The 26,541-nt window shown below is 61.4% G+C and carries 32 protein-coding genes; 23 read left to right on the top strand and 9 right to left on the bottom strand.

Annotated features, from left to right (window positions below):
• Positions 1-10: 10 nt before the first annotated feature.
• From rplF to bfr, 14 genes are all read left to right on the top strand, one after another.
• Positions 11-544, top strand: coding sequence for a 50S ribosomal protein L6 (gene rplF, locus HWQ56_RS25815; RefSeq protein WP_027982011.1), 534 nt, complete (start codon positions 11-13; stop codon positions 542-544).
• Positions 545-554: 10 nt separating this feature from the next.
• Positions 555-905 carry a 50S ribosomal protein L18 gene (gene rplR / locus HWQ56_RS25810; protein WP_008374147.1) on the top strand — a complete coding sequence of 117 codons (351 nt, stop codon included), beginning with the start codon at positions 555-557 and terminating at the stop codon, positions 903-905.
• Positions 906-908: 3 nt separating this feature from the next.
• Positions 909-1,409, top strand: a complete 501-nt coding sequence (gene rpsE / locus HWQ56_RS25805) for a 30S ribosomal protein S5 (RefSeq protein ID WP_008374145.1) — start codon at positions 909-911, stop codon at positions 1,407-1,409.
• 2 nt (positions 1,410-1,411) lie between these two features.
• The gene (rpmD, locus tag HWQ56_RS25800; RefSeq protein ID WP_003176408.1) at positions 1,412-1,588 is read left to right on the top strand and encodes a 50S ribosomal protein L30; all 177 of its coding nucleotides are present in this window, start codon (positions 1,412-1,414) and stop codon (positions 1,586-1,588) included.
• Positions 1,589-1,591: 3 nt separating this feature from the next.
• Entirely contained in the window at positions 1,592-2,026 is a 435-nt protein-coding gene (rplO, locus tag HWQ56_RS25795) for a 50S ribosomal protein L15 (RefSeq protein WP_008374142.1), read from the top strand.
• Positions 2,027-3,358 (top strand): preprotein translocase subunit SecY, encoded by a 1,332-nt coding sequence (secY, locus tag HWQ56_RS25790; RefSeq protein WP_158154258.1) that lies wholly within the window; start codon positions 2,027-2,029, stop codon positions 3,356-3,358.
• Between the two features lie 27 nt (positions 3,359-3,385).
• Complete coding sequence (rpmJ, locus tag HWQ56_RS25785) at positions 3,386-3,502, top strand: 50S ribosomal protein L36 (protein ID WP_002555468.1); 117 nt, start codon at positions 3,386-3,388, stop codon at positions 3,500-3,502.
• A gap of 131 nt (positions 3,503-3,633) precedes the next feature.
• Complete coding sequence (gene rpsM, locus HWQ56_RS25780; protein ID WP_176572072.1) at positions 3,634-3,990, top strand: 30S ribosomal protein S13; 357 nt, start codon at positions 3,634-3,636, stop codon at positions 3,988-3,990.
• Between the two features lie 30 nt (positions 3,991-4,020).
• The gene (gene rpsK / locus HWQ56_RS25775) at positions 4,021-4,410 is read left to right on the top strand and encodes a 30S ribosomal protein S11 (protein ID WP_002555466.1); all 390 of its coding nucleotides are present in this window, start codon (positions 4,021-4,023) and stop codon (positions 4,408-4,410) included.
• Between the two features lie 18 nt (positions 4,411-4,428).
• A complete protein-coding gene (gene rpsD, locus HWQ56_RS25770) occupies positions 4,429-5,049 on the top strand; it encodes a 30S ribosomal protein S4 (RefSeq protein WP_158154259.1) in 621 nt (206 codons plus the stop codon).
• A 22-nt stretch (positions 5,050-5,071) separates the two neighbouring features.
• Positions 5,072-6,073 (top strand): DNA-directed RNA polymerase subunit alpha, encoded by a 1,002-nt coding sequence (locus HWQ56_RS25765; RefSeq protein WP_007924176.1) that lies wholly within the window; start codon positions 5,072-5,074, stop codon positions 6,071-6,073.
• A gap of 41 nt (positions 6,074-6,114) precedes the next feature.
• Positions 6,115-6,501: a 50S ribosomal protein L17 gene (rplQ, locus tag HWQ56_RS25760; RefSeq protein ID WP_158154260.1), complete on the top strand. Its 387-nt coding sequence runs from the start codon at positions 6,115-6,117 to the stop codon at positions 6,499-6,501.
• A 196-nt stretch (positions 6,502-6,697) separates the two neighbouring features.
• The gene (locus HWQ56_RS25755; RefSeq protein ID WP_176572071.1) at positions 6,698-8,146 is read left to right on the top strand and encodes a catalase; all 1,449 of its coding nucleotides are present in this window, start codon (positions 6,698-6,700) and stop codon (positions 8,144-8,146) included.
• A gap of 155 nt (positions 8,147-8,301) precedes the next feature.
• Entirely contained in the window at positions 8,302-8,766 is a 465-nt protein-coding gene (bfr, locus tag HWQ56_RS25750) for a bacterioferritin (RefSeq protein WP_176572070.1), read from the top strand.
• Between the two features lie 90 nt (positions 8,767-8,856).
• On the opposite strand, the gene uvrA is transcribed toward bfr, so the two are convergent.
• Positions 8,857-11,691, bottom strand: a complete 2,835-nt coding sequence (uvrA, locus tag HWQ56_RS25745; RefSeq protein WP_158154263.1) for an excinuclease ABC subunit UvrA — start codon at positions 11,689-11,691, stop codon at positions 8,857-8,859.
• 178 nt (positions 11,692-11,869) lie between these two features.
• Between uvrA and HWQ56_RS25740 the strand changes: the two genes are divergently transcribed.
• The 4 genes from HWQ56_RS25740 (at position 11,870) to HWQ56_RS25725 (ending at position 16,429) form a co-directional block, all read left to right on the top strand.
• Positions 11,870-13,264, top strand: a complete 1,395-nt coding sequence (locus HWQ56_RS25740) for an MFS transporter (RefSeq protein WP_158154264.1) — start codon at positions 11,870-11,872, stop codon at positions 13,262-13,264.
• A gap of 9 nt (positions 13,265-13,273) precedes the next feature.
• Positions 13,274-13,789 carry a single-stranded DNA-binding protein gene (locus HWQ56_RS25735; RefSeq protein ID WP_158154265.1) on the top strand — a complete coding sequence of 172 codons (516 nt, stop codon included), beginning with the start codon at positions 13,274-13,276 and terminating at the stop codon, positions 13,787-13,789.
• Positions 13,790-14,622: 833 nt separating this feature from the next.
• Positions 14,623-15,507 carry a sugar nucleotide-binding protein gene (locus tag HWQ56_RS25730; RefSeq protein ID WP_158152624.1) on the top strand — a complete coding sequence of 295 codons (885 nt, stop codon included), beginning with the start codon at positions 14,623-14,625 and terminating at the stop codon, positions 15,505-15,507.
• Entirely contained in the window at positions 15,500-16,429 is a 930-nt protein-coding gene (locus tag HWQ56_RS25725) for an NAD-dependent epimerase/dehydratase family protein (RefSeq protein ID WP_176572069.1), read from the top strand. Before HWQ56_RS25730 ends, HWQ56_RS25725 begins: the two co-directional genes overlap by 8 nt.
• Before the next feature lie 54 nt (positions 16,430-16,483).
• Here HWQ56_RS25725 and HWQ56_RS25720 read toward each other — a convergent pair whose 3' ends face one another.
• From HWQ56_RS25720 to HWQ56_RS25700, 5 genes are all read right to left on the bottom strand, one after another.
• Complete coding sequence (locus tag HWQ56_RS25720) at positions 16,484-17,182, bottom strand: OmpW/AlkL family protein (protein WP_158152622.1); 699 nt, start codon at positions 17,180-17,182, stop codon at positions 16,484-16,486.
• Positions 17,183-17,286: 104 nt separating this feature from the next.
• A complete protein-coding gene (locus HWQ56_RS25715; RefSeq protein ID WP_158152621.1) occupies positions 17,287-17,799 on the bottom strand; it encodes a DUF3299 domain-containing protein in 513 nt (170 codons plus the stop codon).
• Positions 17,800-17,810: 11 nt separating this feature from the next.
• Complete coding sequence (locus HWQ56_RS25710) at positions 17,811-19,076, bottom strand: ABC transporter permease (RefSeq protein ID WP_158152620.1); 1,266 nt, start codon at positions 19,074-19,076, stop codon at positions 17,811-17,813.
• Positions 19,076-19,798 carry an ABC transporter ATP-binding protein gene (locus HWQ56_RS25705; RefSeq protein WP_176572068.1) on the bottom strand — a complete coding sequence of 241 codons (723 nt, stop codon included), beginning with the start codon at positions 19,796-19,798 and terminating at the stop codon, positions 19,076-19,078. The genes HWQ56_RS25710 and HWQ56_RS25705 overlap by 1 nt, the downstream gene beginning before the upstream one ends.
• Positions 19,798-20,379 (bottom strand): DUF2796 domain-containing protein, encoded by a 582-nt coding sequence (locus HWQ56_RS25700; RefSeq protein WP_158152618.1) that lies wholly within the window; start codon positions 20,377-20,379, stop codon positions 19,798-19,800. The genes HWQ56_RS25705 and HWQ56_RS25700 overlap by 1 nt, the downstream gene beginning before the upstream one ends.
• 143 nt (positions 20,380-20,522) lie before the next feature.
• On the opposite strand from HWQ56_RS25700, the gene HWQ56_RS25695 reads away from it, so the two are divergent.
• Positions 20,523-20,870, top strand: coding sequence for a hypothetical protein (locus HWQ56_RS25695; RefSeq protein WP_176572067.1), 348 nt, complete (start codon positions 20,523-20,525; stop codon positions 20,868-20,870).
• 1 nt (position 20,871) lies between these two features.
• Here HWQ56_RS25695 and HWQ56_RS25690 read toward each other — a convergent pair whose 3' ends face one another.
• The 3 genes from HWQ56_RS25690 to HWQ56_RS25680 all read right to left on the bottom strand — a co-directional run bounded on the left by HWQ56_RS25690 (position 20,872) and on the right by HWQ56_RS25680 (position 22,906).
• Positions 20,872-21,744, bottom strand: coding sequence for a thioredoxin family protein (locus tag HWQ56_RS25690; protein WP_176572066.1), 873 nt, complete (start codon positions 21,742-21,744; stop codon positions 20,872-20,874).
• Positions 21,745-21,809: 65 nt separating this feature from the next.
• A complete protein-coding gene (locus HWQ56_RS25685; protein WP_158152615.1) occupies positions 21,810-22,457 on the bottom strand; it encodes a class I SAM-dependent methyltransferase in 648 nt (215 codons plus the stop codon).
• On the bottom strand, positions 22,454-22,906 hold the full coding sequence (locus tag HWQ56_RS25680; RefSeq protein ID WP_158152614.1) for a YbaY family lipoprotein: 453 nt from the start codon (positions 22,904-22,906) through the stop codon (positions 22,454-22,456). Before HWQ56_RS25680 ends, HWQ56_RS25685 begins: the two co-directional genes overlap by 4 nt.
• A gap of 107 nt (positions 22,907-23,013) precedes the next feature.
• Here HWQ56_RS25680 and nrdR point away from each other — a divergent pair, with 107 nt between their 5' ends.
• From nrdR to ribBA, 4 genes are read left to right on the top strand one after another with little or no spacing between them, the layout of a single operon-like run.
• Positions 23,014-23,478 carry a transcriptional regulator NrdR gene (gene nrdR / locus HWQ56_RS25675; RefSeq protein ID WP_158152613.1) on the top strand — a complete coding sequence of 155 codons (465 nt, stop codon included), beginning with the start codon at positions 23,014-23,016 and terminating at the stop codon, positions 23,476-23,478.
• Between the two features lie 2 nt (positions 23,479-23,480).
• A complete protein-coding gene (gene ribD / locus HWQ56_RS25670) occupies positions 23,481-24,617 on the top strand; it encodes a bifunctional diaminohydroxyphosphoribosylaminopyrimidine deaminase/5-amino-6-(5-phosphoribosylamino)uracil reductase RibD (RefSeq protein ID WP_176572065.1) in 1,137 nt (378 codons plus the stop codon).
• A 45-nt stretch (positions 24,618-24,662) separates the two neighbouring features.
• Complete coding sequence (locus HWQ56_RS25665) at positions 24,663-25,325, top strand: riboflavin synthase (RefSeq protein ID WP_158152611.1); 663 nt, start codon at positions 24,663-24,665, stop codon at positions 25,323-25,325.
• Positions 25,326-25,340: 15 nt separating this feature from the next.
• The gene (gene ribBA / locus HWQ56_RS25660; RefSeq protein WP_158152610.1) at positions 25,341-26,432 is read left to right on the top strand and encodes a bifunctional 3,4-dihydroxy-2-butanone-4-phosphate synthase/GTP cyclohydrolase II; all 1,092 of its coding nucleotides are present in this window, start codon (positions 25,341-25,343) and stop codon (positions 26,430-26,432) included.
• The last annotated feature ends 109 nt before the right edge of the window (positions 26,433-26,541 follow it).

Genomic DNA, 26,541 nt, shown 5'->3' with positions numbered 1-26,541 from the left:
GGGGATAAGCATGTCTCGCGTCGCTAAGAACCCCGTAAAGCTGCCGGCTGGTGTCGAAGTAAAATTCGTCGGCCAACAGCTTTCGGTGAAGGGTGCCAAGGGCACTCTGGAACTGAATGTTCACTCGTCCGTTGAAATCGTTGAAGAAGCTGGTGAGCTGCGTTTCGCTGCTCGCAACGGCGACCAACAGACTCGTGCAATGGCCGGTACCACCCGTGCCCTGGTCAACAACATGGTCCAAGGCGTAAGCCAAGGCTTCGAGCGCAAGCTCCAGCTGGTCGGTGTTGGTTACAAGGCACAGGCCAAAGGCACCGTCCTGAACCTGGCCCTCGGCTTCTCGCACCCAGTGGACTACGAACTGCCGGAAGGCATCACCGCTGAGACTCCTAGCCAGACCGATATCCTGATCAAGGGCATCGACAAGCAGCTGGTGGGTCAAGTGGCCGCTGAAATCCGCGATTTCCGTCCACCAGAGCCTTACAAAGGTAAGGGTGTGCGTTACGCGGACGAAGTCGTCCGTCGTAAAGAAGCCAAGAAGAAGTAGGGCATAGCAAATGACCGACAAAAAAGTTACTCGACTGCGTCGCGCTCGCAAAGCACGCCTGAAAATGCACGAACTCGAAGTCGTGCGTCTCTGCGTGTTCCGCTCTTCGCAGCACATCTATGCCCAGGTCATCTCGGCCGACGGCAGCAAAGTCCTGGCAAGCGCCTCGACTTTGGACAAAGAACTGCGTGATGGCGCCACTGGCAACATCGACGCGGCCACTAAGGTTGGCCAGCTGGTCGCTTCGCGTGCGAAAGCCGCAGGCGTCTCGCAGGTGGCTTTCGACCGCTCTGGCTTCAAGTACCACGGCCGCGTGAAAGCGCTGGCTGATGCTGCTCGTGAAGCTGGGCTGGAGTTCTAAGTTATGTCAAATAACGACCAAAAGCGCGACGAAGGCTACATTGAGAAGCTGGTTCAAGTTAACCGCGTAGCCAAAACCGTTAAAGGCGGCCGTATCTTCACCTTCACCGCGTTGACCGTGGTAGGTGATGGCAAGGGCCGTGTAGGCTTCGGCCGTGGCAAGTCGCGTGAAGTGCCTGCTGCGATCCAGAAGGCTATGGAAGCTGCTCGCCGCAACATGATTCAAGTTGACCTGAACGGCACCACCCTGCAGTACGCCATGAAGTCCGCCCACGGCGCTTCGAAGGTTTACATGCAGCCTGCCTCTGAAGGTACCGGTATCATCGCTGGCGGCGCAATGCGTGCTGTCCTCGAAGTTGCTGGCGTTCAGAACGTTCTGGCCAAGTGCTACGGCTCGACCAACCCAGTGAACGTGGTTCATGCCACCTTCAAGGGTCTGAAAGCTATGCAATCCCCGTCGTCCATTGCTGCCAAGCGCGGCAAGAGCGTTGAGGAGATCGTCTGATCATGGCTACCGTTAAAGTTACGCTGATCAAAAGCATGACCGGCCGCATCCCTAACCACAAACTGTGCGTTAAGGGTCTGGGTCTGCGTCGCATCGGTCACACTGTAGAAGTCCAGGATACTCCCGAGAATCGCGGGATGATCAACAAGGCTTACTACATGCTGCGCGTCGAGGGTTAATCGATGAAACTCAATGATCTGAGTCCAGCGCCGGGTTCCCGTCGTGAAAAGCATCGTCCGGGCCGTGGTATCGGTAGCGGTTTGGGTAAGACTGGTGGCCGTGGTCACAAAGGTCAGACCTCCCGTTCCGGTGGCACCATTGCTCCAGGCTTTGAAGGCGGTCAACAGCCGCTGCACCGTCGTCTGCCGAAGTTCGGCTTCGTTTCCCTGAAAGCCATGGACCGCGCAGAAGTGCGTCTGTCCGAGCTGGCCCAGGTGGAAGGCGACGTGGTAACCGTTCAGTCCCTGAAGGATGCCAACGTGATTAACCAGAACGTTCAGCGTGTGAAAATCATGCTGTCGGGCGAAGTTACTCGCGCAGTCACCATCAAGGGCATCGCAGCCACCAAAGGTGCGCGTGCGGCTATCGAAGCAGCTGGCGGCAAGTTCGAGGAATAAATGGCTAAGCAAGGTGCTCTCTCAGCGCTAGGCAAAGGCGGGTTGTCCGAACTCTGGGCTCGTCTGCGTTTCCTGTTCCTGGCGATTATCGTCTACCGAATCGGCGCGCACATCCCAGTTCCCGGTATCAACCCGGACCGCCTGGCGGACCTGTTTCGACAGAATGAGGGGACCATTCTTAGCTTGTTCAACATGTTTTCCGGCGGCGCGCTGGAGCGTATGAGCATCTTTGCACTGGGGATCATGCCGTACATCTCGGCATCGATCATCATGCAACTGATGACCGTCGTCAGCCCGCAGCTGGAGCAGTTGAAGAAGGAAGGTGAAGCTGGCCGTCGCAAGATCAGCCAGTACACCCGCTACGGCACCGTCATCCTGGCTTTGGTTCAAGCAACTGGCATGTCCATTGGCTTGGCCAACCAGGGTGTTTCGTTCTCTGCTGGCATTAGCTTCTATTTCGTCGCGGTCGCCACTTTCGTGGCCGGCGCGATGTTCATGATGTGGCTGGGCGAGCAGATTACCGAGCGCGGTGTTGGCAACGGTATCTCGATGTTGATTTTTTCGGGTATCGTCGCCGGTCTTCCGAGAGCAATCGGGCAGTCTTTCGAGTCTGCGCGTCAGGGTGATATCAACATCTTCGCCCTGGTAGCTATCGGTCTGCTGGCAGTAGCGATTATCGGTTTTGTGGTGTTCATCGAGCGTGGTCAGCGTCGTATTGCTGTTCACTACGCCAAGCGTCAGCAGGGCCGTAAGGTCTTCGCTGCGCAGACAAGCCACTTGCCGCTGAAAGTGAACATGGCAGGCGTCATTCCTGCTATTTTCGCGAGCAGCATTTTGCTGTTCCCGGCTTCGCTGGGTGCCTGGTTCGGTCAGTCTGCTGGTATGGGCTGGCTGCAGGATCTCTCGCAGTCGATCGCTCCTGGTCAGCCGTTGAATATTCTGCTGTTTAGTGCAGGGATTATTTTCTTCTGCTTCTTCTATACGGCGTTGATGTTCAATCCGAAAGACGTAGCGGAAAACCTGAAGAAGTCCGGTGCCTTTATTCCGGGCATCCGTCCAGGTGAGCAGTCTGCGCGCTACATTGATGGCGTTCTGACCCGCTTGACCATGTTCGGTGCTCTCTACATGACGGCCGTCTGTCTGCTCCCCCAGTTCCTGGTGGTCGCGGCAAACGTACCGTTCTACCTTGGCGGGACCTCGTTGCTGATCGTGGTAGTGGTTGTGATGGACTTCATGTCCCAAGTACAATCGCACCTCGTTTCACACCAGTACGAATCCCTGATGAAGAAAGCCAACCTGAAGGGCTACGGCGGCAGCGGCATGCTGCGCTGAAGACCCATAAGGTTCGAGGAGTTGGTGATGAAAGTTCGTGCATCGGTGAAAAAGCTGTGCCGCAACTGCAAAATTATTCGCCGCGAAGGTGTCGTTCGAGTAATTTGCAGCGCGGAACCACGTCACAAACAGCGCCAAGGCTGAGTGTGATCTGTGCTACAAGCCCAGCAGCTAGTGCGCTGCTGGGTTGATTATTTGTTATTACAGCGATATTATCTCGCGCCCTATTTCTTGGCTTCCGGGGCGTAGGTAGCTGTCAATTGGAGTCCCACTGAATGGCCCGTATTGCAGGCGTTAACATTCCAGATAACAAGCACACTGTTATCTCGCTGACCTACATCTATGGTGTCGGTCGCACTACTGCACAGAAGATCTGTGCAGACACTGGGGTCAACCCAGCCGCAAAGATCAAGGATCTGAGCGACGAGCAGATTGAATCGCTGCGTGGCGAAGTGGCGAAGTTCACCGTTGAAGGTGACCTGCGTCGCGACATCAACATGAAAATCAAGCGCTTGATGGATCTGGGCTGCTACCGTGGCCTGCGTCATCGTCGTGGTCTTCCAGTACGCGGTCAGCGTACCAAGACCAACGCGCGTACCCGTAAAGGTCCGCGTAAGCCGATCCGCAAGTAATCGCACCAGCGAATCGACAGGAATTTAGTCATGGCAAAACCTGCTGCTCGTCCTCGTAAAAAAGTAAAAAAGACAGTGGTTGATGGCATCGCCCACATCCACGCGTCTTTCAACAACACCATCGTGACCATTACCGATCGTCAAGGTAACGCCCTGTCCTGGGCTACCTCCGGCGGTTCGGGTTTCCGCGGTTCCCGCAAGTCCACCCCGTTCGCTGCTCAAGTAGCTGCTGAGCGTGCTGGTCAAGCTGCGCTGGAATACGGCCTGAAAAACCTCGACGTCAACGTCAAGGGTCCAGGTCCAGGTCGTGAATCCGCTGTCCGTGCTTTGAACGGCTGTGGCTACAAGATCGCCAGCATCACCGACGTGACGCCAATCCCGCATAATGGGTGCCGTCCGCCGAAGAAGCGCCGCGTGTAATTCAGGAGACGATAGATAATGGCTCGTTACATTGGTCCAAAATGCAAACTGGCTCGTCGTGAAGGCACTGACCTGTTCCTGAAAAGTGGCGTTCGCGCTCTGGAATCGAAGTGCAATATCGAAGCAGCCCCAGGTATCCACGGCCAGCGCCGCGGCCGCCAGTCCGACTACGGCACCCAACTGCGTGAAAAGCAGAAGGTCCGTCGTATCTACGGCGTTCTCGAGCGTCAGTTCAGCGGTTACTACAAAGAAGCTGCCGGCAAGAAAGGCGCTACTGGTGAGAACCTGCTGCAACTGCTCGAATGCCGTCTGGACAACGTTGTTTACCGTATGGGCTTCGGCGCTACCCGTGCCGAGTCCCGCCAGCTGGTTTCGCACAAAGCGATCAGCGTCAATGGCAAGACTGTAAACGTTCCGTCCTACCAGGTTCGTCAGGGTGACGTGGTCGCGGTTCGCGAGAAATCGCAGAACCAGCTGCGCATCGTTCAGGCCCTTGAGCTGTGCGCCCAGCGTGGCCGCGTTGAGTGGGTAGATGTTGACACTGCCAAGAAGTCGGGCGTTTTCAAGAACGTTCCTGCTCGCAGTGATCTGTCCGCCGACATCAACGAAAGCCTGATTGTCGAGCTCTACTCCAAGTAAGGGCTAGAAAATAGGTGCATCCATGCAGATTTCGGTAAATGAGTTCCTGACGCCCCGCCACATTGATGTGCAGGTCGTCAGTCCAACCCGCGCTAAAATTACGCTCGAGCCTCTCGAGCGTGGTTTCGGCCATACCCTGGGCAACGCGCTGCGCCGCATCCTGTTGTCCTCAATGCCCGGCTGTGCAGTAGTCGAGGCCGAGATTGACGGTGTACTCCACGAGTACAGCGCCATCGAAGGTGTACAGGAAGACGTCATCGAAATCCTGTTGAACCTGAAAGGTCTGGCTATCAAGCTGCACGGTCGTGACGAAGTTACGCTGACCTTGTCGAAGAAGGGTTCGGGGGTGGTTACCGCTGCCGATATTCAGCTGGATCATGATGTCGAGATCGTTAACCCCGATCACGTAATCGCCAACCTGGCGTCTAACGGCGCCTTGAACATGAAGCTCGTTGTAGCTCGTGGTCGTGGTTATGAACCGGCCGATTCGCGTCAGAGCGATGAAGACGAAAGCCGCAGCATTGGTCGCTTGCAGCTGGACTCCTCGTTCAGCCCGGTTCGCCGTATCGCCTACGTGGTGGAAAACGCCCGTGTCGAACAGCGTACCAACCTGGACAAGCTGGTAATTGATCTGGAAACCAACGGTACCCTGGATCCTGAAGAGGCCATCCGCCGTGCCGCAACCATCCTGCAACAGCAGCTGGCTGCGTTCGTCGACCTCAAAGGTGACAGCGAACCTGTTGTAATCGAGCAAGAAGACGAGATCGACCCGATCCTGCTTCGCCCGGTTGACGATCTGGAACTGACTGTACGTTCGGCTAACTGCCTTAAGGCGGAAAACATTTACTACATCGGCGACCTGATTCAGCGTACCGAAGTAGAACTGTTGAAGACTCCGAACCTGGGCAAGAAATCCTTGACCGAAATCAAGGACGTTCTGGCCTCCCGCGGTCTGTCCCTCGGCATGCGCCTCGACAACTGGCCGCCTGCAAGTCTTAAGAAGGACGACAAGGCGACTGCCTGATCGTCGTAATCACCGAACGTAAGTTTGGTAAGGAATGAACCATGCGTCATCGTAAAAGTGGACGTCACCTGAGCCGTACCAGCTCTCACCGCAAGGCTATGTTCCAGAACATGGCGGTGTCGCTGTTCGAGCACGAGCTGATCAAGACTACCCTGCCAAAAGCCAAGGAACTGCGCCGCGTTGCCGAGCCGCTGATCACCCTGGCCAAGGTAGACAGCGTTGCAAACCGCCGTCTGGCTTTCGACCGTACTCGTTCGAAAGAAATGGTTGGCAAGCTGTTCAACGACCTGGGCAAGCGCTACGCCACCCGTGAAGGCGGCTACCTGCGCATCCTGAAGTGCGGTTTCCGCGCTGGCGACAACGCTCCTATGGCGTACGTCGAGCTGGTCGATCGTCCTGTTGGCGGCGCTGTAGAAGCTGCTGAGTAAGACGAATAGCTGCATGAAGAACCGGGCCTAGTGCCCGGTTTTTTTATGGCTATCTATCGGTAGCGGGCCAAGTATTGTTAAAAACTATCGGGCACAAAAGATCTATAAATTAGATGTTGTCATCCTGCTCAATGATACTGAACACCAAGCCGCTTAGCCCGGCAACCCTTCAGGTCTGACAGAGGACGACACACCCATGAGCCAGAGCAAGACACTCACTACTGCCAGCGGCGCACCTGTGGCTGATAACCAGAATTCCCGTTCCGCGGGGCCTCGTGGGCCATTGCTGCTCGACGATTTTCATCTGATCGAAAAACTTGCACACTTCAACCGCGAGAACATTCCGGAGCGCCGTGTGCATGCCAAGGGCTCGGGCGCCTACGGTACCTTTACCGTTACCAGGGATATCACTGGCCTGACCAGCGCCAAACTGTTCTCCGAAGTCGGCAAGCAGACGCCTACGTTCCTGCGGTTCTCCACCGTGGGTGGTGAGCGGGGTTCGGCCGACACCGAACGCGACCCCCGTGGTTTCGCCTTGAAGTTCTACACCGAAGAAGGCAACTGGGACATCGTCGGCAACAATACCCCTGTGTTCTTCATTCGTGACCCGCTGAAGTTTCCCGACTTTATCCACACCCAGAAGCGCCTGCCGCAGAGCAACCTGAAGAGTGCCCAGGCCATGTGGGATTTCTGGTCGCACTCACCCGAGGCGTTGCATCAGGTCACCATCCTGTTCTCCGACCGTGGCATTCCGGATGGCTACCGCTTCATGCACGGCTTCGGCAGCCACACCTACAGCCTGATCAACGCCCAAGGTGAGCGTCACTGGGTGAAATGGCACTACAAGAGCGTACAGGGCATCAAGAACCTGGCCCCGGCCGATGCGGCCCGTATCGCCGGCACTGACCCGGATTACGCCCAGCGCGACCTGTTCCAGGCCATCGAGCGTGGCGACTACCCACAATGGCGTGTGTGCATCCAGGTGATGACCGAGGCCCAGGCCAACGCCCACCGGGAGAACCCGTTCGACGTCACCAAGACCTGGTCGCAGAAAGAGTTTCCGCTGATTGAAGTTGGCCTGCTGGAACTGAACCGCAACCCGCTGAACTACTTTGCAGAGGTGGAACAAGCGGCGTTCGGCCCAAGCAACATGGTGCCCGGTGTTGGCCTGTCGCCTGACCGCATGCTGCAGGGCCGTGTGTTCGCTTACGCTGACGCACACCGCTACCGCGTGGGCACCAATCACCAACAACTGCCGGTCAACGCACCCCGCAGCCCGGTGAACTCCTATCAGCGCGACGGCGCCATGGCGTTTGGCAGCAATGGTGGTGCCGCGCCCAATTACGAGCCCAATAGCTACAGCGATGCGCCCAAGCAGGCGCCGCAATATGCCGAGCCGCCGCTGGCATTGAATGGCGCGGCTGATCGTTACGATCACCGTACGGATCAGGATTACTACAGCCAGGCCGGCGCGTTGTTCCGGCTGATGAACGAAGCCCAGAAGGCGTTGCTGATCGACAACATCGCTAACGCAATGAGTGGCGTTTCCGGTGACGTGATCGAACGTCAACTGCCGTACTTCTATGCCGCTGACCCGGCTTATGGCGAAGGTGTTGCCCACGCGCTTGAGAAAAAACGCGGGTAATTCTAAATCGTAAGGAGAACCGCCCTCATTTGGGCGGTTTTCGCTGCCAATCATCCATTTTTATGCGGTTTTTTGCGATTTTCTGCCTGCTTGTCCGTGACGTCTGGCCCGCCTTGGTTCAAACTATCCACTTTCAAGCAAGGAGATGTAGGGCGATGCAAGGGCACCCGGATGTAATCGATTATCTGAACACGCTGCTGACCGGCGAGCTGGCGGCGCGTGATCAGTATTTCATCCACTCGCGGATGTACGAGGACTGGGGTTTCAGCAAGCTCTACGAGCGCATCAACCACGAGATGGAAGAAGAGGCAGGCCATGCCGATGCCTTGATGCGCCGTATCCTGATGCTCGAAGGCACGCCGCGCATGCGCCCGGACGACCTTGAAGTGGGCACGGACGTGCCGAGCATGTTCGAGGCCGACCTGCGCCTGGAGTACAAGGTGCGTGGCGCGTTGTGCAAGGGTATCGCGTTGTGCGAGCAGCATCGGGACTATGTCAGCCGCGATATTCTGCGCCAGCAGCTGTCGGACACCGAGGAAGATCACACCTACTGGCTGGAGAAGCAGCTGGGCCTGATCCAGTCCATCGGTTTGCAGAACTACCTGCAGTCGCAGTTCTAACACTGTCTGCAACAGAAAAAGCCCCGGCATCTCGCGATGTCGGGGCTTTGTTGTACCTGGCTTGTCGGCAAAGCTTTTGGTGAGACCTGGTTATGCCTTGTCGCGCTCCAGCAGGGGTTTGAGGTAGTGGCCAGTATATGACTGCTTCATCTCTGCCACCTGTTCCGGCGTGCCGCAACCAATGATCATGCCGCCCTTTGAGCCCCCTTCAGGGCCAAGGTCGACAATCCAGTCCGCCGTCTTGATCACGTCCAGGTTGTGCTCGATCACCACCACCGTGTTGCCGTGGTCGCGCAGGCGGTGAAGCACGTCCAGCAGTTGTTGGATATCCGCGAAATGCAGCCCCGTGGTGGGTTCATCGAGGATGTACAAGGTCTTGCCGGTATCGCGCTTGGACAATTCGCGGGACAGCTTCACCCGCTGTGCCTCACCACCGGACAAGGTAGTCGCCGATTGGCCGAGCTTGATGTAGGAAAGGCCAACATCCATCAGGGTCTGCAGTTTGCGCGCCAGGGCCGGAACGGCATCGAAGAACTCGCGAGCCTCCTCGATGGTCATCTCCAGCACCTCGTGGATGCTCTTGCCCTTGTACTTGATCTCCAGCGTCTCGCGGTTGTAGCGCTTGCTCTTGCACACGTCGCAGGGCACGTAGATGTCCGGCAGGAAGTGCATTTCGACCTTGATCAGGCCATCGCCCTGGCACGCCTCGCAGCGCCCACCCTTGACGTTGAACGAAAAGCGCCCCGGGCCATAACCCCGCGAACGCGATTCGGGCACGCCGGCGAACAGCTCGCGGATCGGGGTGAACAGGCCTGTATACGTGGCTGGGTTCGAGCGAGGCGTGCGACCGATGGGGCTCTGGTCGATATCCACTACCTTGTCCAGATGCTGCAGGCCGTCACAGCTGTCATGAGCCGCGGCTTCCAGGGTAGTGGCACCATTGAGTGCCGTGGCGCTCAGAGGGAATAGGGTGTTGTTGATCAGCGTCGACTTGCCCGACCCCGATACGCCCGTGACGCAGGTCAGCAGGCCGATGGGGATTTCCAGGTCGACGTTGCGCAGGTTGTTGCCGCGCGCGCCCTTGAGGGTCAGCTGCAGCTTCTTGTTGCGTGGTGTGCGCTTGGCCGGTACGACGATCTTGACCCGGCCTGACAGGTACTTGCCGGTGAGCGAGTCCGGATGGTCCATGACCTCCTGGGCGGTGCCTTCGGCGACGATGCTGCCACCATGCACGCCGGCGCCCGGGCCGATGTCCACCACATAATCGGCCAGGCGAATGGCGTCCTCGTCGTGCTCCACCACGATCACGGTATTGCCGATATCGCGCAAGTGCTTGAGGGTACCCAACAGCCGGTCGTTGTCCCGTTGGTGCAAGCCAATGGACGGCTCGTCGAGGATGTACATCACCCCCACCAGGCCGGCGCCAATCTGGCTGGCCAAGCGGATGCGCTGGGCTTCGCCACCGGACAGGGTGTCGGCGCTGCGGTCCAGGGTCAGGTAGTCCAGGCCCACGTTGACCAGGAACTGCAGGCGCTCGCGGATTTCCTTGAGAATCTTGTCGGCGATTTCGCCACGGCGGCCGGTCAGTTTCAAGCCGTCGAAGTAGTCGGTGGCATCGCCGATCGGCAGGCCGGTGACCGCGGGCAGGGTTTTCTCGCCCACCCACACGTGGCGCGCTTCGCGACGCAGGCGGGTACCACGGCAGTCCGGGCACGGCTGAGTGCTGAGGAACTTCGCCAGTTCTTCACGCACGGTGGCCGATTCGGTCTCGCGGTAACGGCGCTCCAGGTTGGGCACGATGCCTTCGAAGGGGTGCGAACGCTTGACGATATCGCCCCGGTCGTTGAGGTATTTGAAGTCGACGTTCTGGGTACCGCTGCCGTGCAGGAGGAGCTTCTGCTTGTCGGCGGGCAGTTCGTTGAACGGCTTCTCAAGGCTGAACTTGTAATGGGAGGCCAGCGATCCGAGCATCTGGAAGTAATAGACATTGCGCCGGTCCCAGCCGCGTATGGCACCTTCGGCCAGGGTCAGCTCGCCATTGACGAGGCGCTTGGCGTCGAAGAACTGCTTCACGCCCAGGCCGTCGCAGGTGGGGCAGGCACCGGCCGGGTTGTTGAAGGAAAACAACTTGGGCTCCAGCTCGCTGATGGCGTGGCCGCAGATCGGGCAGGCGAAGCGCGCCGAGAAGATCATCTCCTCGAACGGTTCTTCGTCCATCGAGGCAACCAGGGCAATGCCGTCGGCCAGCTTCAGCGCCGTCTCGAACGACTCGGCCAGGCGCTGCTGCAAGTCCTCGCGAACCTTGAAACGGTCCACCACCACTTCGATGGTGTGTTTCTTCTGTTTGTCGAGCTTCGGCAGTTCATCCAGTTCGTGCAGCCGGCCGTTGATACGTGCGCGCACGAAGCCCTGGGCGCGCAGTTCCTCGAAAATCGCCAGGTGCTCGCCTTTGCGTTCGCGGATCACCGGGGCCAGCAGCATCAGCTTGCTGCCTTCGGGCTGGGCCAGTACCAGGTCGACCATCTGGCTGACGGTCTGCGCTTCCAGCGGGATATCGTGGTCCGGGCAGCGGGGTGTACCTACCCGCGCATACAGCAGGCGCAGGTAGTCGTAGATTTCGGTGATGGTGCCCACGGTGGAACGCGGGTTGTGGGAGGTCGACTTTTGCTCGATGGAGATCGCCGGCGACAACCCTTCGATGGTGTCGACGTCGGGTTTTTCCATCATCGACAGGAACTGGCGGGCATAGGCCGACAGCGACTCGACATAGCGGCGCTGCCCTTCGGCATACAGCGTGTCGAACGCCAGCGATGACTTGCCCGAGCCGGACAGCCCGGTGATGACGATCAGCTTGTCCCGGGGCAGGGTCAGGTCGATGTTCTTCAGGTTGTGGGTTCGAGCCCCACGAATCAGGATCTTGTCCAAGAGTGGCCTCGCGCGGCGGGCGTAAACACAGGAGTATAAGGCCAAATACTGGATGGATGCACACTATCGGATGACATCCCTGATGCCATACATGACAACTGCGCGGCAAAGCGTCGCCATATACCCCCTCTATCGATGGGACTGGTAGAATCGCCGCCGGTTCACACGAGGTTTTTCCATGCACGATCTCCACAGCGAACGCATGAGTGGCAGCGAGACCCGCGCAGCCGGCGGCCTGGCCCTGGTGTTCGCCTTCCGTATGCTGGGCATGTTCATGGTGCTGCCGGTCCTGGCCACCTATGGCATGGACCTGGCCGGAGCCACCCCGGCCCTGATCGGTTTTGCCATCGGCGCCTACGGCCTGACCCAGGCCTTCCTGCAAATTCCGTTCGGCATCATTTCCGATCGCATCGGCCGCCGGCCGGTGATCTACATCGGCCTGGTGATCTTCGCCCTGGGCAGCCTGCTGGCTGCCCATGCCGACTCCATCTGGGGGGTGATCGCCGGCCGCGTGCTGCAGGGCGCAGGCGCGATTTCCGCGGCGGTCATGGCGTTGCTGTCCGACCTGACCCGCGAGCAGCATCGCACCAAGGCCATGGCCACCATCGGCATGAGCATTGGTGTTTCGTTCGCCGTGGCCATGGTGGTCGGGCCGCTGGTGACGCGCATGTTCGGGCTGTCGGGCTTGTTCATCGTGACCGCGGTGATGGCGCTGGTGGGCATCGGCCTGATCGCCTTCGTGGTGCCCAGTGCCTCCAGCCATTTCACCCATCGCGAATCAGGCGTCGCGCGCCAGGCATTGCTTCCTACCTTGAAGCATCCGGACCTGCTGCGCCTGGACGTGGGTATCTTTGTATTGCACGCCATTCTCATGGCCAGCTTCGTTGCCTTGCCGCTGGCGCTGGTCGAGCGTGCCGGGCTGCCGAAAGAACAGCACTGGTGGGTGTACCTGACGGCGCTGCTGGTATCTTTTTTCGGGATGATTCCGTTCATCATCTACGGCGAAAAAAAGCGCAAGATGAAGCGGGTTCTGATTGGTGCGGTTGCCACCCTGATGCTCACCGAACTGTTCTTCTGGGCATTCGGTTATTCGCTGACGGAGCTGGTAGTGGGCACTGTCGTGTTCTTCACCGCCTTCAACCTGCTGGAAGCCTCGCTGCCGTCGTTGATCAGCAAGGTCTCGCCAGCGGGCGGCAAGGGCACGGCCATGGGTGTGTACTCCACCAGCCAGTTCCTCGGTGCGGCATTGGGCGGCATTCTTGGCGGCTGGCTGTTCCAGCATGGCGGCCTGAATGTGGTATTCATCGGTTGCGCAGGCCTGTTGGCGATTTGGCTGGCCATAGCTGTTACTATGCGTGAACCACCCTATGTGACGAGCCTGCGCTTGCCGCTGTCGCCCGCAGCGCTGCGCGAAGCGGCGCTGGCCGAGCGCCTCAAGGCCGTACCAGGTGTGACAGATGCAGTGGTGGTGGCAGAAGAGGCCGCCATCTATATCAAATTGGACACAGAAATTTTGGATCGTGCATCCCTGGAGCGCCTGGTCAATCCGGCCCCAGAGACGTGCCAAGCCTAGGAGAACGTTATGGCCCGTGGGGTTAACAAAGTCATTTTGGTCGGTACTTGCGGTCAGGATCCTGAAGTGCGCTACCTGCCCAACGGCAACGCGGTCACCAACCTGAGCCTGGCGACCAGCGAGCAGTGGACCGACAAGCAGACCAACCAGCGCGTCGAGCGCACCGAATGGCACCGCGTGTCGATGTTCGGCAAGGTTGCCGAGATCGCCGGCGAGTACCTGCGCAAGGGTTCGCAGGTTTATATCGAAGGCAAGCTGCAGACTCGCGAGTGGGAAAAGGACGGCATCAAACGCTACACCACTGAAATCATCGTCGACATGCAGGGCACCATGCAGCTGCTGGGCGGCCGCCCACAACAGGGCGACCAGAACCAGGGCGGCAACAACTACCAGCAGTCGGCCCCACGCCAGCAAGCGCCACGCCCTCAGCAGGCCGCACCACAGCAGTCGCGCCCAGCCCCGCAACAGGCGGCGCCACAGCCAGCGGCAGATTTCGATAGCTTTGATGACGATATTCCGTTCTGATCGCTGCTGATTTCCCGAAAAAGCCCCTGCATTGCAGGGGCTTTTTTGTGGTTCTTCACGGATTGCTGGGAAAGTCGTGGCACCACCACCGATATGCAGCGAGCAAACGGAGCGGAGCAGGCGATCTCACAGGCATAACTGGCCCGAAACGGATGTGGGACCGGCCTTGGCCGGGAAGCGCCGCGCGGGCGGCGCTCGGTTTCAAGGGCGCAGGAAAAACCGAGACATGCACCTAGTGGCCTGATTGCGATTGCGAGACGGGCCAATAGAAGACTCACCGGAGCTCTTGGCTTGAGATCGCATCAGGGCCGCCAGGCGCCAGGCGATGTTGTTGTGTTGCTGTTGAAGTCGAGCGCCGTCCGCACGGCGCTTCCCAGGCAAGGGCTAGGCGCATTTCCCCGCTCCCACATCTGTTTCGGGCCAGTTATGCCTGGGACATCACCTCGTCCGTCTTGTTTGTTCACTACAGATCTTTGAAGGCACCACCAACTTCCCCGGGATTGAGTGAGATACCGTCAAGCGCTCACCGGCTTGAATCCGGGCCAGGAGCCCGCTTATATCAATAACCCCATGCATGGCTAATTATTCCTTCGAGAACAAATCCGTCATTGCAGAGGTGCCCGTGACCGTTAGTGGCTTTGGGGGCGTCCCAAGGACTGTGCAGATCGGCCAGCCTACCCTGTAGCGCCAAAGCATGCCCGGCCAATCGATTGATCCACGCAGCACAAATCCGCAAAATGCAATACCATGAGCCTCTTTACCGATCGCCACGCGGGCTTGGCCCCGGGCAATCAATGGCTCACCGAATTCACCGGACTGGACCTGCTGACTCTATGCGAATGCGCCTTATGCTGTTGGGCGGCGGTAATGCCCTTGGGCAAGCGCTGATTCGTCTCGGAGCGGAGGAAGACATCGGCTTCCTCGCTCCGCGCCCGCCGGAAGCCGGCTGGGATGCGGCGAGCCTTACCCAACTGCTCGACGATACCCGCCCCGACGCAGTGATCAACCTTGCCTACTATTTCGACTGGTTCCAGGCTGCGACAGTCAGCGAGACGCGCCTTGCCCAGCAGGAACGTTCTGTCGAGCGCCTGGCCCAGCTGTGCCAGCACCACCAGGTGATCCTGGTGCAGCCATCCAGCTACCGCGTGTTCGATGGCTCCCGGGCCACGGCCTATAGCGAAAAAGACGAGCCTGTGCCCCTTGGCCTGCGCGGCCAGGCACTGTGGCGCATCGAGCAGAGCGTTCGCGCCACTTGCCCGCAGCATGTGCTGCTGCGCTTTGGCTGGCTGCTGGACGACAGCATCGACGGCGTGCTGGGGCGCTTCCTCAAGCGCGCCGAGCAGCCCCAGGAAATCTTCCTGGCCGATGACCGCCGTGGCAACCCGACGCCGGTGGACGATGCCGCGCGGGTAATCATCTCGGTGCTCAAGCAACTCGATTGCGCCGCGCCGCTGTGGGGCACCTACCACTACGCGGGCAACGAGGCCACCACGCCGCTGGCGCTGGGCCAGGCGATCATCAGCGAAGCTGCCAGCCTGCACCCGCTGGCGATCGAGGCGCCTACCGCCCAGGCCCATGCGGCGCAGCCTGACGCCGCTCAGGAACCTCAGCACGCCGTGCTGGCCTGCAAGAAGATTCTCCATACTTTCGGGATCAAGCCTCGGGCCTGGCGCTCCGGGCTCCCAAGCCTACTGGACAGATATTACCGACATGGCTGATACACCTGTTTTGATCACCGGCGGCGCCGGCTTCATCGGCTCCAATCTGGTGGACGTCCTGCTGGAAAAGGGCCACGCCGTCCGTATCCTCGACGACCTTTCCACCGGCAAGCGCAGCAACCTGCCGCTGGACAACCCACGGGTGGAACTCATCGAAGGCGATGTCGCCGACGCGGCCCTGGTGGCCCGCGCCGCGCAAGGTTGCAAGGCGGTGGTGCACCTGGCTGCGGTGGCGTCGGTGCAGGCCTCGGTGGACGATCCGGTGCGCACGCACCAGGCCAACTTCATTGGCACCCTGAATGTCTGCGAGGCAATGCGCATCGCAGGCATCAAGCGTGTGGTGTTCGCCTCCAGCGCTGCCGTATACGGCAACAACGGCGAAGGCCAGGCCATCGCCGAGGACACGCCCAAGGCACCGCTGACGCCCTACGCTTCGGACAAGCTGGCCAGCGAACACTACTTCGATTTCTACCGCCGCCAGCACGGCCTGGAGCCGGTGATCTTCCGCTTCTTCAATGTGTTCGGCCCGCGCCAGGATCCGTCCTCGCCGTACTCCGGGGTTATCAGCATCTTCTGCGAGCGCGCCCAGCAGGGCGTGCCCATCAACCTGTTCGGTGATGGTGAGCAGACCCGCGATTTCATCTACGTGGGGGATCTGGTGGCGGTGCTGGTGCAGGCGCTGGAGGCGCCGGATGTACAAGAGGGGGCCATCAACGTGGGCTTGAACCAGGCCATGAGCCTCAACCAGTTGCTGGCAGAGCTGAAGTCGGTGCTGGGCAGCTTGCCCCAGGTGAATTACGGCGAGGCGCGGCCGGGGGATATCAAGCATTCGCGGGCCAACAATGCGCGCTTGCTGCAGCGCTTTGAACTGCCAGCCATCACCCCGATGGCCACTGGCTTGAAACGCCTGCTCGGGCGGTAACGCTTCGCCCATGCAGGGCCGGGGGCTGGTCGCCGGTCCTGCATGAGGGATGGATCAGAACTTGTAACCCACACCCACCATGTACACCCATGGGTCCACGTCGACATTGACCTTGGTGCGGCCCACGCCCAGCGCAGTCGGGCCATCGACGCTGGCCTGGGTATCGATATCCACGTACCAGACCGCGGCGTTGACCATGATGTGGTCCGTCAGCATATAGTCCGCGCCCACCTGCGCAGCCCAGCCCCAGGAGTTCTTCAGGTTGAGGTTGCTGAAACCCTCGGACTTGCGGTCGCTGGTCAGGTCTTCACCGTAGAACCAGGTGTAGTTAAGGCCTACGCCGGCGTACGGCTGGAACTTGGAGCTGGGCTCCAGCGGGTAGTACTGCAGCGACAGGGTCGGTGGCAGTTGCTTCACGTCGGCCAGCTTGCCATCCAGACCGGCGATACCGGTGGCGGCGCTGACACCCTTGACCCCGACCTTGTGCTGGAAGGGGGTGGCGGCCAACAGTTCCACGCCCACGTGGTCGGTGAGCATGTAGGCGAAGGTCAGCCCCAACTGCGTGTCGTTACCCAGGGTAGCCTTGGTGCCGGACACCTTTGCACCATCGAGTTTCAAGTTGCCGCTGTCCTCGTTGGGTGCGGTTTCGATGGCGCCCGCGCGGACGATGAAATCACCGGCCTGGTGAGCGTGGGCAAAAGGCGTGACAAGGGCCAGGCTGAATAGCGAGGCACCCAGGAGTTTGGTGTTCATTGGGGCTCCATCGGACAAGTGGAAAAAGGCTTGGCCGATGGTAGGAGCGCTCTGGGTCAAGGGTTTTGACCCAGCTCAATAAAACCGTCATTAACCGCCTGAGGTCACTCCGGCAGTTCGTAGATGTAGATTTTGTCGGCTTCCAACTGGTACCCGGCGTCGGCCAGTTCGCTGCTCGACGGCTTGACCCGCAGGGTGCCCTCTACCCAGAACGCCTGGTAAAGGTCGTCGAGCTTGACCCCCACCTGACTGGTCACGTGAACGATCTGGTTCGATGGCGGCGGCGGTACGTGGATGCAGGCGCCGTAATACGGTACCAGCAGGAAGTCAGTGGTGCGGCCTTCGTCGCTGACTTCCAGCGGCACGATGAAGCCAGGCATCTTCACGTTCTGGCCATCCAGCGCCTTGACCACCGGGGCATCGGGTTCCTGCTGCTTCACCGCCGGTGCCGATTCCATGTCGCTGCCCATCTTGGACAGGTCGTGCAGCGGCGCCATTTGCGGGGCCACCTTGGGGGCATCGGGCGGAATCATTTCCGCCCAGGTCAACTCGCGCGGCGCGGCCGCCCACAGGGTGGGGGATACCAGCAACAGCAGGCACAGCAAAGCGGCTTTCATGTCGGCAAGGCTCACAGGTGAATGGACAGACCATCGGCCAGTGACTGCCGGTAGGCACGCCAGGCCGGGACGGCGCCCATGACCAGGGCTGCGCCGAGGATAATCCCCAGCAGCGACCATTCATAGGCCGTCGGGGCCGACAGCGGCAGATACAGGCCGTAGTTGGCTTGCACATACCCTTGGGCGCCCGCGATACCGGCATACAACAAGGCCAGGCCTGCGCCGATGCCACACAGCGCCAGCGCGAAGGCTTCGAGAACCAGCAGGCTGGCGATATGCCAAGGCCTGGCGCCCACCGACCGCAGTATCGCCATTTCCCGTCGGCGTTCGTTGAGGCTGGTGAGGATGGCCGTGAGCATGCCGATCAGGCCGGTCAGTACCACGAACAGCGAGACCACGAACAAGGCTTTCTCGGCAGTGCCCATCAGGCTCCACAACTCTTGCAGCGCTACCCCGGGAAGGATGGCCAGCAGCGGTTCACCGACGAAATCATTGATTTCCCGCTGCAGGGAGAAGGTTGATATCTTGTTGTTCAGCCCCAGCATCATTGCCGTGATGGCGCTGGGCGTGAGGTCCATGTTGCGCGCCTGGTCAGCACTGATGCGCCCGGCGCCGCGGGCGGGCACGCCGTTGTGCCAGTCGATGTGGATAGCCTCCATGCCGCCCAGGCTGATATGCAACGTGCGGTCCACCGGGGTGCCGGTGCGCTTGAGGATGCCCACCACGGTGAAGGGCTTGTCATCGTGCTTGACCAGGCTGATGGCCGCTGTGCCGTGGGCCAGCACCAGGGTGTCGCCCAACTTGTAGTGCAGGGCATCGGCCACTTCCGCACCCAGCACCACTTCGAACGGGTCAGTGGCGAAGAAGCGGCCAGCGGCCATCGCCAGGTTCTGGTGACGGCCGTACTGGTAGTGCTCGAAGTACGACTGGTCCGTACCCAGCACGCGATAACCGCGGTGCGAATCCCCCAGGGACATGGGAATGGCCCATTTCACCCGAGGGTCGTGGGCGTAGTGCTGGAAGCTGTCCCAGCGGATATTGTTGGTGGCGTTGCCGATGCGGAACACCGAGTACAGCAGCAGGTTCACGGAGCCGGAGCGGGCGCCGACGATCAGGTCGGTGCCGCTGATGGTGCTGGCAAAACTGTTGCGGGCTTCGGTGCGCACGCGCTCGACCGCCAGCAGCAGGCATACCGACAGGGCAATGGCGAAAGCGGTGAGAAACGCCGTGAAGCGGCGGTTGGCCAGGCTGGCCACGGCTAGACGGAACAGGTACATCAGACTTCCCCAGGGGCGGCGGGGCGCACGGCCCGGTTGAGTTCGGCCAGTGACAGGCTGCGGTCGAACAAGGGCGCCAGGCTCTGGTCGTGGCTGACGAACAGCAGGCTGGAACCGGCGTCGCTACATTCGGCGAAGAGCAGGCGGATGAAGGCTTCGCGTGCATCGTGGTCGAGCGCCGAGGTGGGTTCGTCGGCGATCACCAGTTCCGGCTGGCCAATCAGTGCGCGGGCGGCGGCTACCCGTTGCTGCTGGCCGATGGACAGGGTGTCGGCGCGACGTTCCAGCAGCGCCGGGTCGCTGAGGCCGAGGTGGGCCAGCAGTGCTGCGGCGGCCTCATCGATGCTGCCATAGCGCTGGCGGGCTTTGTCGGCCCGCAGGCGAGAAAAATGGCAAGGCAGTTCGACGTTCTCGCGGACCGAGAGGAACGGCAACAGGTTGAACTGCTGGAAGATATAACCGGTATGGTCGACGCGGAAGCGGTCACGGCGGCCCTGGCTCAACTCACCGAGTTCCTGGCCCAGTACCTGGATACTGCCGCTGACCGGCTTCTGCACGCCGCCCAGCAACCCCAGCAGGGTGGTCTTGCCACTGCCGCTGGGACCCTTGAGGAACAGTGTTTCGCCGGCCTGCAATTCAAACGCAGGTATGTCCAGCAAGGCGGGTTGGCGCGGCCAGGCGAAATGCAGGTCGCGCAGTTCGATGAGGGCTGTGCTGGCCATCAGAAGCTCAGTGCACTGTTGTCCGGGGTCGCGTCCAGGCCTTTCTGGCCGGTTGGGCCGATCAGTTGCACCACCACTTTGTGGGTGGCCGGGAAGGTCTTGAACAGCTGGGCGGTATCCAGGGCCTTGAGCTTGTCCGGCGCGGTGCAGGTCAGCGCGTAGCTCGCGTGAATCTCACTGTGGTGGTGCTCTTCACCGGCAGCGTGTTGGTCATGGTCATCGTCGCCGTCATCGTCGGGCATCGCGTCACCGAACAGCGGGCTTTGCAGGTGTTGGCTGGTCACGCTGCAACCGGCCGCGGCTGGCAGGCCAAACAGGGCCAGGGGTTTTTCCAGCAGCGCACGGGCCTTGGCAACGGCCGCCTTGTCGGCGTCGGTGGTAGCCAGGTGCTCGAAACCGACGATGTTCATGGCTGGGGTTTGCAGTTCAAGGGCCAGGGTCTGGTCATCCAAAGCAGCGTTGACGCGGGCAGTGCCATGTTCATGCGTGCCGAGGCTGCCGTGTTTTACCGTGGTGTCGTCAGCGTGGGCAATGGCCAGTGGCAGCAACGCGAAGGGCAGGGCGAGCAGAAGTCGGCGCATGAAGAAGTCCTGATGGAAGATAAATAAGTGTAACGTTATAACAACTTTAAAGTGCCTGCGCCATAAAGGTCCAGATGAAATTTCTCTCAGGCGCAACGGGTGGTAGCTGTGGGAACATGACGGGTCCCACGAGAGGAATCAGCATGCTAAGAATTCGCGGAACCATCGGTGCCTGGCCGGTGGATTTGACCATCGAAATGGACGCCGCCGACTGGCAGCAACTGGGCGCGCACCTGCAGGTGCAGGCTGAGCCCGGTCCAGATCCGGCACCGCAAACCAAGCCGGCCGGGCAAGGCGATGCGCTGTGGCAGACCACGCTGCAATTGGTGCAGCAGGCTGGGCAGATCAGCGGCCCCGAATTGCTCGGGCAGTTGGAGGGTCTGGCAGGCAGCATGGCGGCGGGCAAGCGCTTGCTGGTGCGCCTGCGCCATTGCCGTGAAGTGCGGGTGGAAAGCGGCGCCGACGCGCCGCTGTATTGCTGGGTGGGGTAGCTCAGTACAGCGCGGCGAACAACTTGCGGCGGTAGGTGGTGACCAATGGGTGGTCATTGCCCAGCAGATCGAACACTTGCAGCAATGTCTTGTGAGCAACGCCTTCGTTGAAGCTGCGGTTGCGCACGAACAGTTTCAGCAGGGCGTCCAGTGCCGCTTCATATTGCTGGCGCGCCAGCTGCTGGATCGCCAGCTGGAACACGGCCTCATCGTCGCCTGGGTTCTGCGCGATACGGCTTTTCAGATCGGCGGCGTCCGGCAGGTCGGCGGCCTGGCGCAGGAAGGTCAATTGCGCCTTGGCGCCGGCGAGCGCGGCCTTGTGCTCGTCGCCCTTGACCGCATCCAGGACGGTCTGGGCTTCAGTCAATTCGTTGCGCTCGGCCAGGCAGCGGGCATACAGGATCAGCGCCTTGGCATTGCTGTTGTCCGCTTGCAGCAGGCTCACCAACACCTGCTCGGCCTTGGCGTACTGCCCTTCGCTGAACAGCGCCTGGGCCGTTTCCAATGGGTCGGCCTCTGCCGGGGCCGGCATGTGCACATGGGGTTCGAGCATGGCGCGGATTTCCGACTCCGGCCGCGCTTCGGCAAAACCGTCCACCGGCTTGCCATCCTTGAACAGCACCACGGTGGGCAGGCTGCGAATGCCGAAGTGGGCGACGATGTCCTGTTCCACATCGCAATTGACCCGGCCCAGCAACAATTCACCCTGATAGCTTTCGGCGATTTTTTCCAGCAGTGGCATCAGTACCTTGCAGGGCGCGCACCATTCGGCCCAGAAGTCCACCAGCACCGGCTGGTCGAACGACTTGTCGATCACATCTTGCTGGAAGGTGGCAGTGGTGACATCGAAAATATACGGCGTGGGCTGGCTCATCGTGCATCTCGAAAAAAGCGGTAATGGTTGCACTATAAAGGCTGGCGCCGCTGGCCGAAAGCGCCTCAGCCGCGGCGTGCGTGATAGAGGCTGACGTGGCGGAATTCGTGGGGTTCAGCCAGGTCCGGCAGTGTACAGGCCTCGAGCGTTGCCAGTTGACGGTACACCGGGTGGCTGAAGTCGCGCACCCGCGAGTCCGCCACCAGCGCTTGCCTCCCGCGGCTGAGGAACTGGTCGAGCAGCGGCAGGTTGGCGCGGTCGTACAACACGTCGGCCACCAGGATCAGGTCGAAGCGATCGGCCTCGGCAAAAAAATCGGCGCTGTAGCCGAGGGCCACGCCGTTGAGTTCAGCGTTCGCGCGACAGGCGCCTAGCGCCAGCGGGTCGAGGTCGCAGGCCACCACTTCGGCGGCGCCGGCTTTGGCCGCCGCGATGGCGGCCACCCCTGAACCCGCACCGAAGTCCAGCACCCGCAGGCCTTCGACCCACTGCGGCTGTTCGGCCAGGTAACGGGCCAGGGCCAGGCCGCTGGCCCAGCAGAAGCTCCAGTAGGGCGGCTCGTGCAGGATCCGCCGGGTTTCCTCGGGGCTGAAGGCGCGGTCCATGTTGTCACCGTCGATCAACCACAGGCGTATGTCGGTGCCGGGCAGGGCGGTGGGCACCAGCCGAGCGTCACCCAGCAGGTCACCGAGCGCCTGTTGCAGTGCCTTCATGGTGCTTGCAGCAGCTGCAACTGGCCCAGCGACTGGGTAGTGGGCTGGCCCACCGCAACGGCCGGCAGGTGCAGGATCAAAATGCCGGACTGGCTGGCACGGCCGCGCAGCTCCACCCGCAGGTTGCTGGGGAAAGCCTCGGGGTTGAAGCGCAACTGGAAGGGCAGCGGCTTGCTGGTGCCGGTCTGCTTGCTGCTGGCCAACAGCTTCTGCGGCCGGCCGCGTTCGTCCACCGCCAACAGCGCCAGTTCCACTTCGGCGCCAGCGGGCGCACCCAGCAGGGTGCCGGTCAGTTCACGCTGGTAGGCGGGCAACGGCCCCAGCGGTTGGGGCCCGGCCACGGCAGCTTTGGGGGCGGGCACCACGGCGGCGACGGGCTTGGGCTTATCGCTGCCGCAGGCCGCCAACAGGGCGACCAGGCTCAGCAAAACAAGGGGGCGTAGAGGCATTGGCAAATCCATCGCAATAAATAACCTCTGTATACCGCAAAGGCTTTGGCTTGTCTTGCCAGTGGGATGCGCTACCATGGCCCTCCCATTTTTTGTTGCCTGCCACCATGCACTGTCCCTTCTGCGGTGCCAACGACACCAAGGTCATCGACTCGCGACTGGTCGCCGAGGGCGAGCAAGTACGCCGTCGTCGCGAATGCCTGGCCTGCGGTGAGCGTTTCACCACCTTCGAAACCGCCGAACTGGTTTTGCCACGCCTGATCAAACAGGACGGCAGCCGCCAGCCCTTCGACGAAGAAAAACTGCGCGCCGGCATGCAGCGGGCGCTGGAAAAGCGCCCCGTGAGCGTCGAGCGCCTGGAAGCGGCCCTGGCTCATATCAAGCACAAGCTGCGTGCCACCGGCGAGCGCGAAGTCAAGTCGCTGGTCGTCGGCGAACTGGTGATGGCCGAGTTGCAGAAGCTCGATGAGGTCGCCTATATCCGCTTCGCCTCGGTGTACCGCCGCTTCCAGGACCTGGACGAATTCCGCGAGGAAATCGACCGGCTGGCCCGCGAACCGTCCAAGGAGTAAGCATGGCCAGCGAGCAAGCCGTCCTCGACGCCCACTACATGGCCCGCGCCATCGAGCTGGCGCGTCGCGGCCAGTACACCACCCACCCCAACCCCCGGGTCGGTTGCGTGATCGTGCGCGACGGCCAGGTCGTGGGCGAGGGCTGGCATGTGCGTGCCGGCGAAGGCCATGCCGAGGTGAATGCCTTGCGCCAGGCCGGCGAGCTGGCCCGTGGCGCCACCGCCTACGTCACCCTGGAGCCGTGCAGCCACCATGGGCGTACGCCGCCGTGCGCCGATGCCCTGGTCAACGCCGGGCTGGCGCGGGTGGTGGCGGCGATGCAGGACCCCAACCCGCAAGTGGCTGGCCGTGGCTTGCGGCGCCTGAATGATGCCGGCATCGCTGTTCACAGCGGTGTGCTGGAAGGCGAGGCGCGGGCGCTCAACCCTGGCTTTCTCAAGCGCATGGAGCATGGCCTGCCATTCGTACGGGTCAAACAGGCCATGAGCCTGGATGGCCGCACGGCCATGGCCAGTGGCGAAAGCCAGTGGATCACCGGGCCTGCGGCACGCTCGGCGGTGCAACGCCTGCGCGCCCGGTCTAGCATCGTGCTGACCGGTGCCGACAGCGTATTGGCCGACGGTGCACGCATGACCGTGCGCGCCAGCGAGCTGGGCCTGGACCCCGAGACCGCCGCCCTGGCCACCGAGCGGCCCCCTTTGCGCGTGCTGATCGACGGCCGCTTGCGGGTGCCCCTGGACGCGCCCTTTTTTCAGGCTGGCCCCGCCCTGGTGGTGACTTGCCCAGGCAGTGGCGCCGCAACGCGTTATCAGCAGCACGGCCACGAGCTGCTGGAAATACCTGCCCACGAGGGCCATGTCGACCTCAGGGCCCTGCTCGAGTCGCTGGCGGCCCGTGGTGCCAGCGAAGTCCTGGTCGAGGCCGGGCCCACGTTGGCTGGCGCCTTCGCCCAGGCCGGGCTGGTGGATGAGTACCAGATATTCGTCGCCGCCAAGTTCCTGGGCTCCAGCGCCCGGCCGTTGCTGGACTGGCCGCTGGCGCGCATGAGCGAGGCGCCACACCTTGAAATCATCGAAATGCGTGCCGTGGGGCCTGACTGGCGAGTCATCGCAGTACCTGCCAAGGCGGCAAGCGTATAATTCCAGCCTCGCGCCCAGCGCAGGCCCGGTTCCGTAGGAGGATCCATGTTCACCGGCATTATCGAATCCATCGGCAGCATCCGCTCGTTGACCCCCAAGGGCGGTGACGTGCGTGTTTACGTAGAGACCGGCAAGCTGGACCTTGCCGACGTCAAGCTGGGCGACAGCATCGCCGTCAACGGCGTATGCCTGACCGCCGTCGAGCTGCCGGGCGACGGCTTCTGGGCCGACGTCAGCCGCGAAACCCTGGACTGCACCGCCTTCCATGAATTGAAGGCCGGCAGCCGCGTCAACCTGGAAAAAGCCCTGACCCCAAGCTCGCGCCTGGGCGGGCACCTGGTCAGCGGCCACGTCGATGGCGTAGGTGAAGTGGTTTCGCGCGAGGAAAACGCCCGCGCCATCCAGTTCCGTGTGCGTGCGCCGAAAGAGCTGGCCAAGTACATCGCTCACAAAGGCTCGATCACCGTGGATGGCACCAGCCTGACCGTGAACGCGGTCGATGGCGCCGAGTTCGAACTCACCATCGTCCCGCACACCCTGGCCGAAACCATCATGGCCGACTACCGTGCCGGGCGTAAGGTCAACCTGGAAGTGGACCTGCTGGCCCGTTACCTGGAGCGCCTGCTGCTGGGCGACAAGGCCGCGGAGCCATCCAGTGGTGGCATCAGCGAAAGCTTCCTGGCCGCCAACGGTTACCTGAAGTCCTGACATAGGGGGTGCCGCGTGGCGCTCAACACGATTGAAGAACTGGTGGAAGACATTCGCCAGGGCAAGATGGTCATCCTCATGGATGACGAAGACCGGGAAAACGAAGGCGACCTGATCATGGCCGCCGAATGCTGCCAGGCCGAGCACATCAATTTCATGGCCAAGCACGCCCGTGGCCTGATCTGCATGCCCATGACCCGCGAGCGCTGCGAGCTGCTCAAGCTGCCATTGATGGCGCCGCGCAATGGTTCGGGCTTTGGCACCAAGTTCACCGTGTCCATCGAAGCCGCCGAAGGGGTCACCACCGGCATCTCCGCCGCCGACCGCGCGCGTACCGTGCAAGCGGCTGCCGCCAGGGACGCCAAGGCAGAAGACATCGTCAGCCCCGGCCACATCTTCCCGTTGATGGCCCAGGCCGGCGGTACGCTGGCCCGTGCTGGCCACACCGAAGCCGCCTGCGACCTGGCGCGCATGGCCGGTTTCGAGCCCAGCGGCGTGATCTGCGAAGTGATGAACGACGACGGCACCATGTCCCGTCGCGCCGAACTGGAAGCCTTCGCCGCCGAGCACGGCATCAAGATCGGCACCATCGCCGACCTGATCCACTATCGGATGATCCACGAACGTACCGTTCAGCGGATTGCCGAGCAGCCGCTGGACAGCGAACTGGGCCAGTTCAACCTGGTCACCTACCGCGATTCGGTGGAAGGCGACGTGCACATGGCCCTCACCCTGGGCACCATCTGCGCGGAGGAACCGACCCTGGTACGGGTGCACAACATGGACCCGCTGCGCGACCTGCTGATGGTCAGGCAGCCTGGCCGCTGGAGCCTGCGGGCCGCCATGAGCGCGGTTTCCGAGGCCGGCAGCGGCGTGGTGCTGTTGCTGGGCAACCCGGTGGACGGCGATGTGCTGCTGGCGCATATACGCGAAACCAGCGAAAGCGCGCCGGTGAAAAAACCGACTACCTACAGCATCGTCGGGGCCGGTTCCCAGATCCTTCGCGACCTGGGCGTGCGCAAGATGCGCCTGATGAGTTCGCCAATGAAGTTCAATGCGATATCCGGATTCGATCTGGAAGTAGTAGAATACGTGCCCTCCGAATAAACACCGGTAAAAGGGTCGCCAGATTGCCAGGCCAGCGCTATGGTTTTCAGTGACCCCGTACGTGCTTGTTCGTGAACCATTACCCCCATAGGACGCCCCTGGCGTCCTT

The organism is Pseudomonas eucalypticola (assembly GCF_013374995.1).
GTDB classification, from domain to species: Bacteria; Pseudomonadota; Gammaproteobacteria; order Pseudomonadales; family Pseudomonadaceae; genus Aquipseudomonas; species Aquipseudomonas eucalypticola.
The sequence above is the reverse complement of the archived record's forward strand: the minus strand, read 5'-3'. Positions and strand labels throughout refer to the sequence as shown.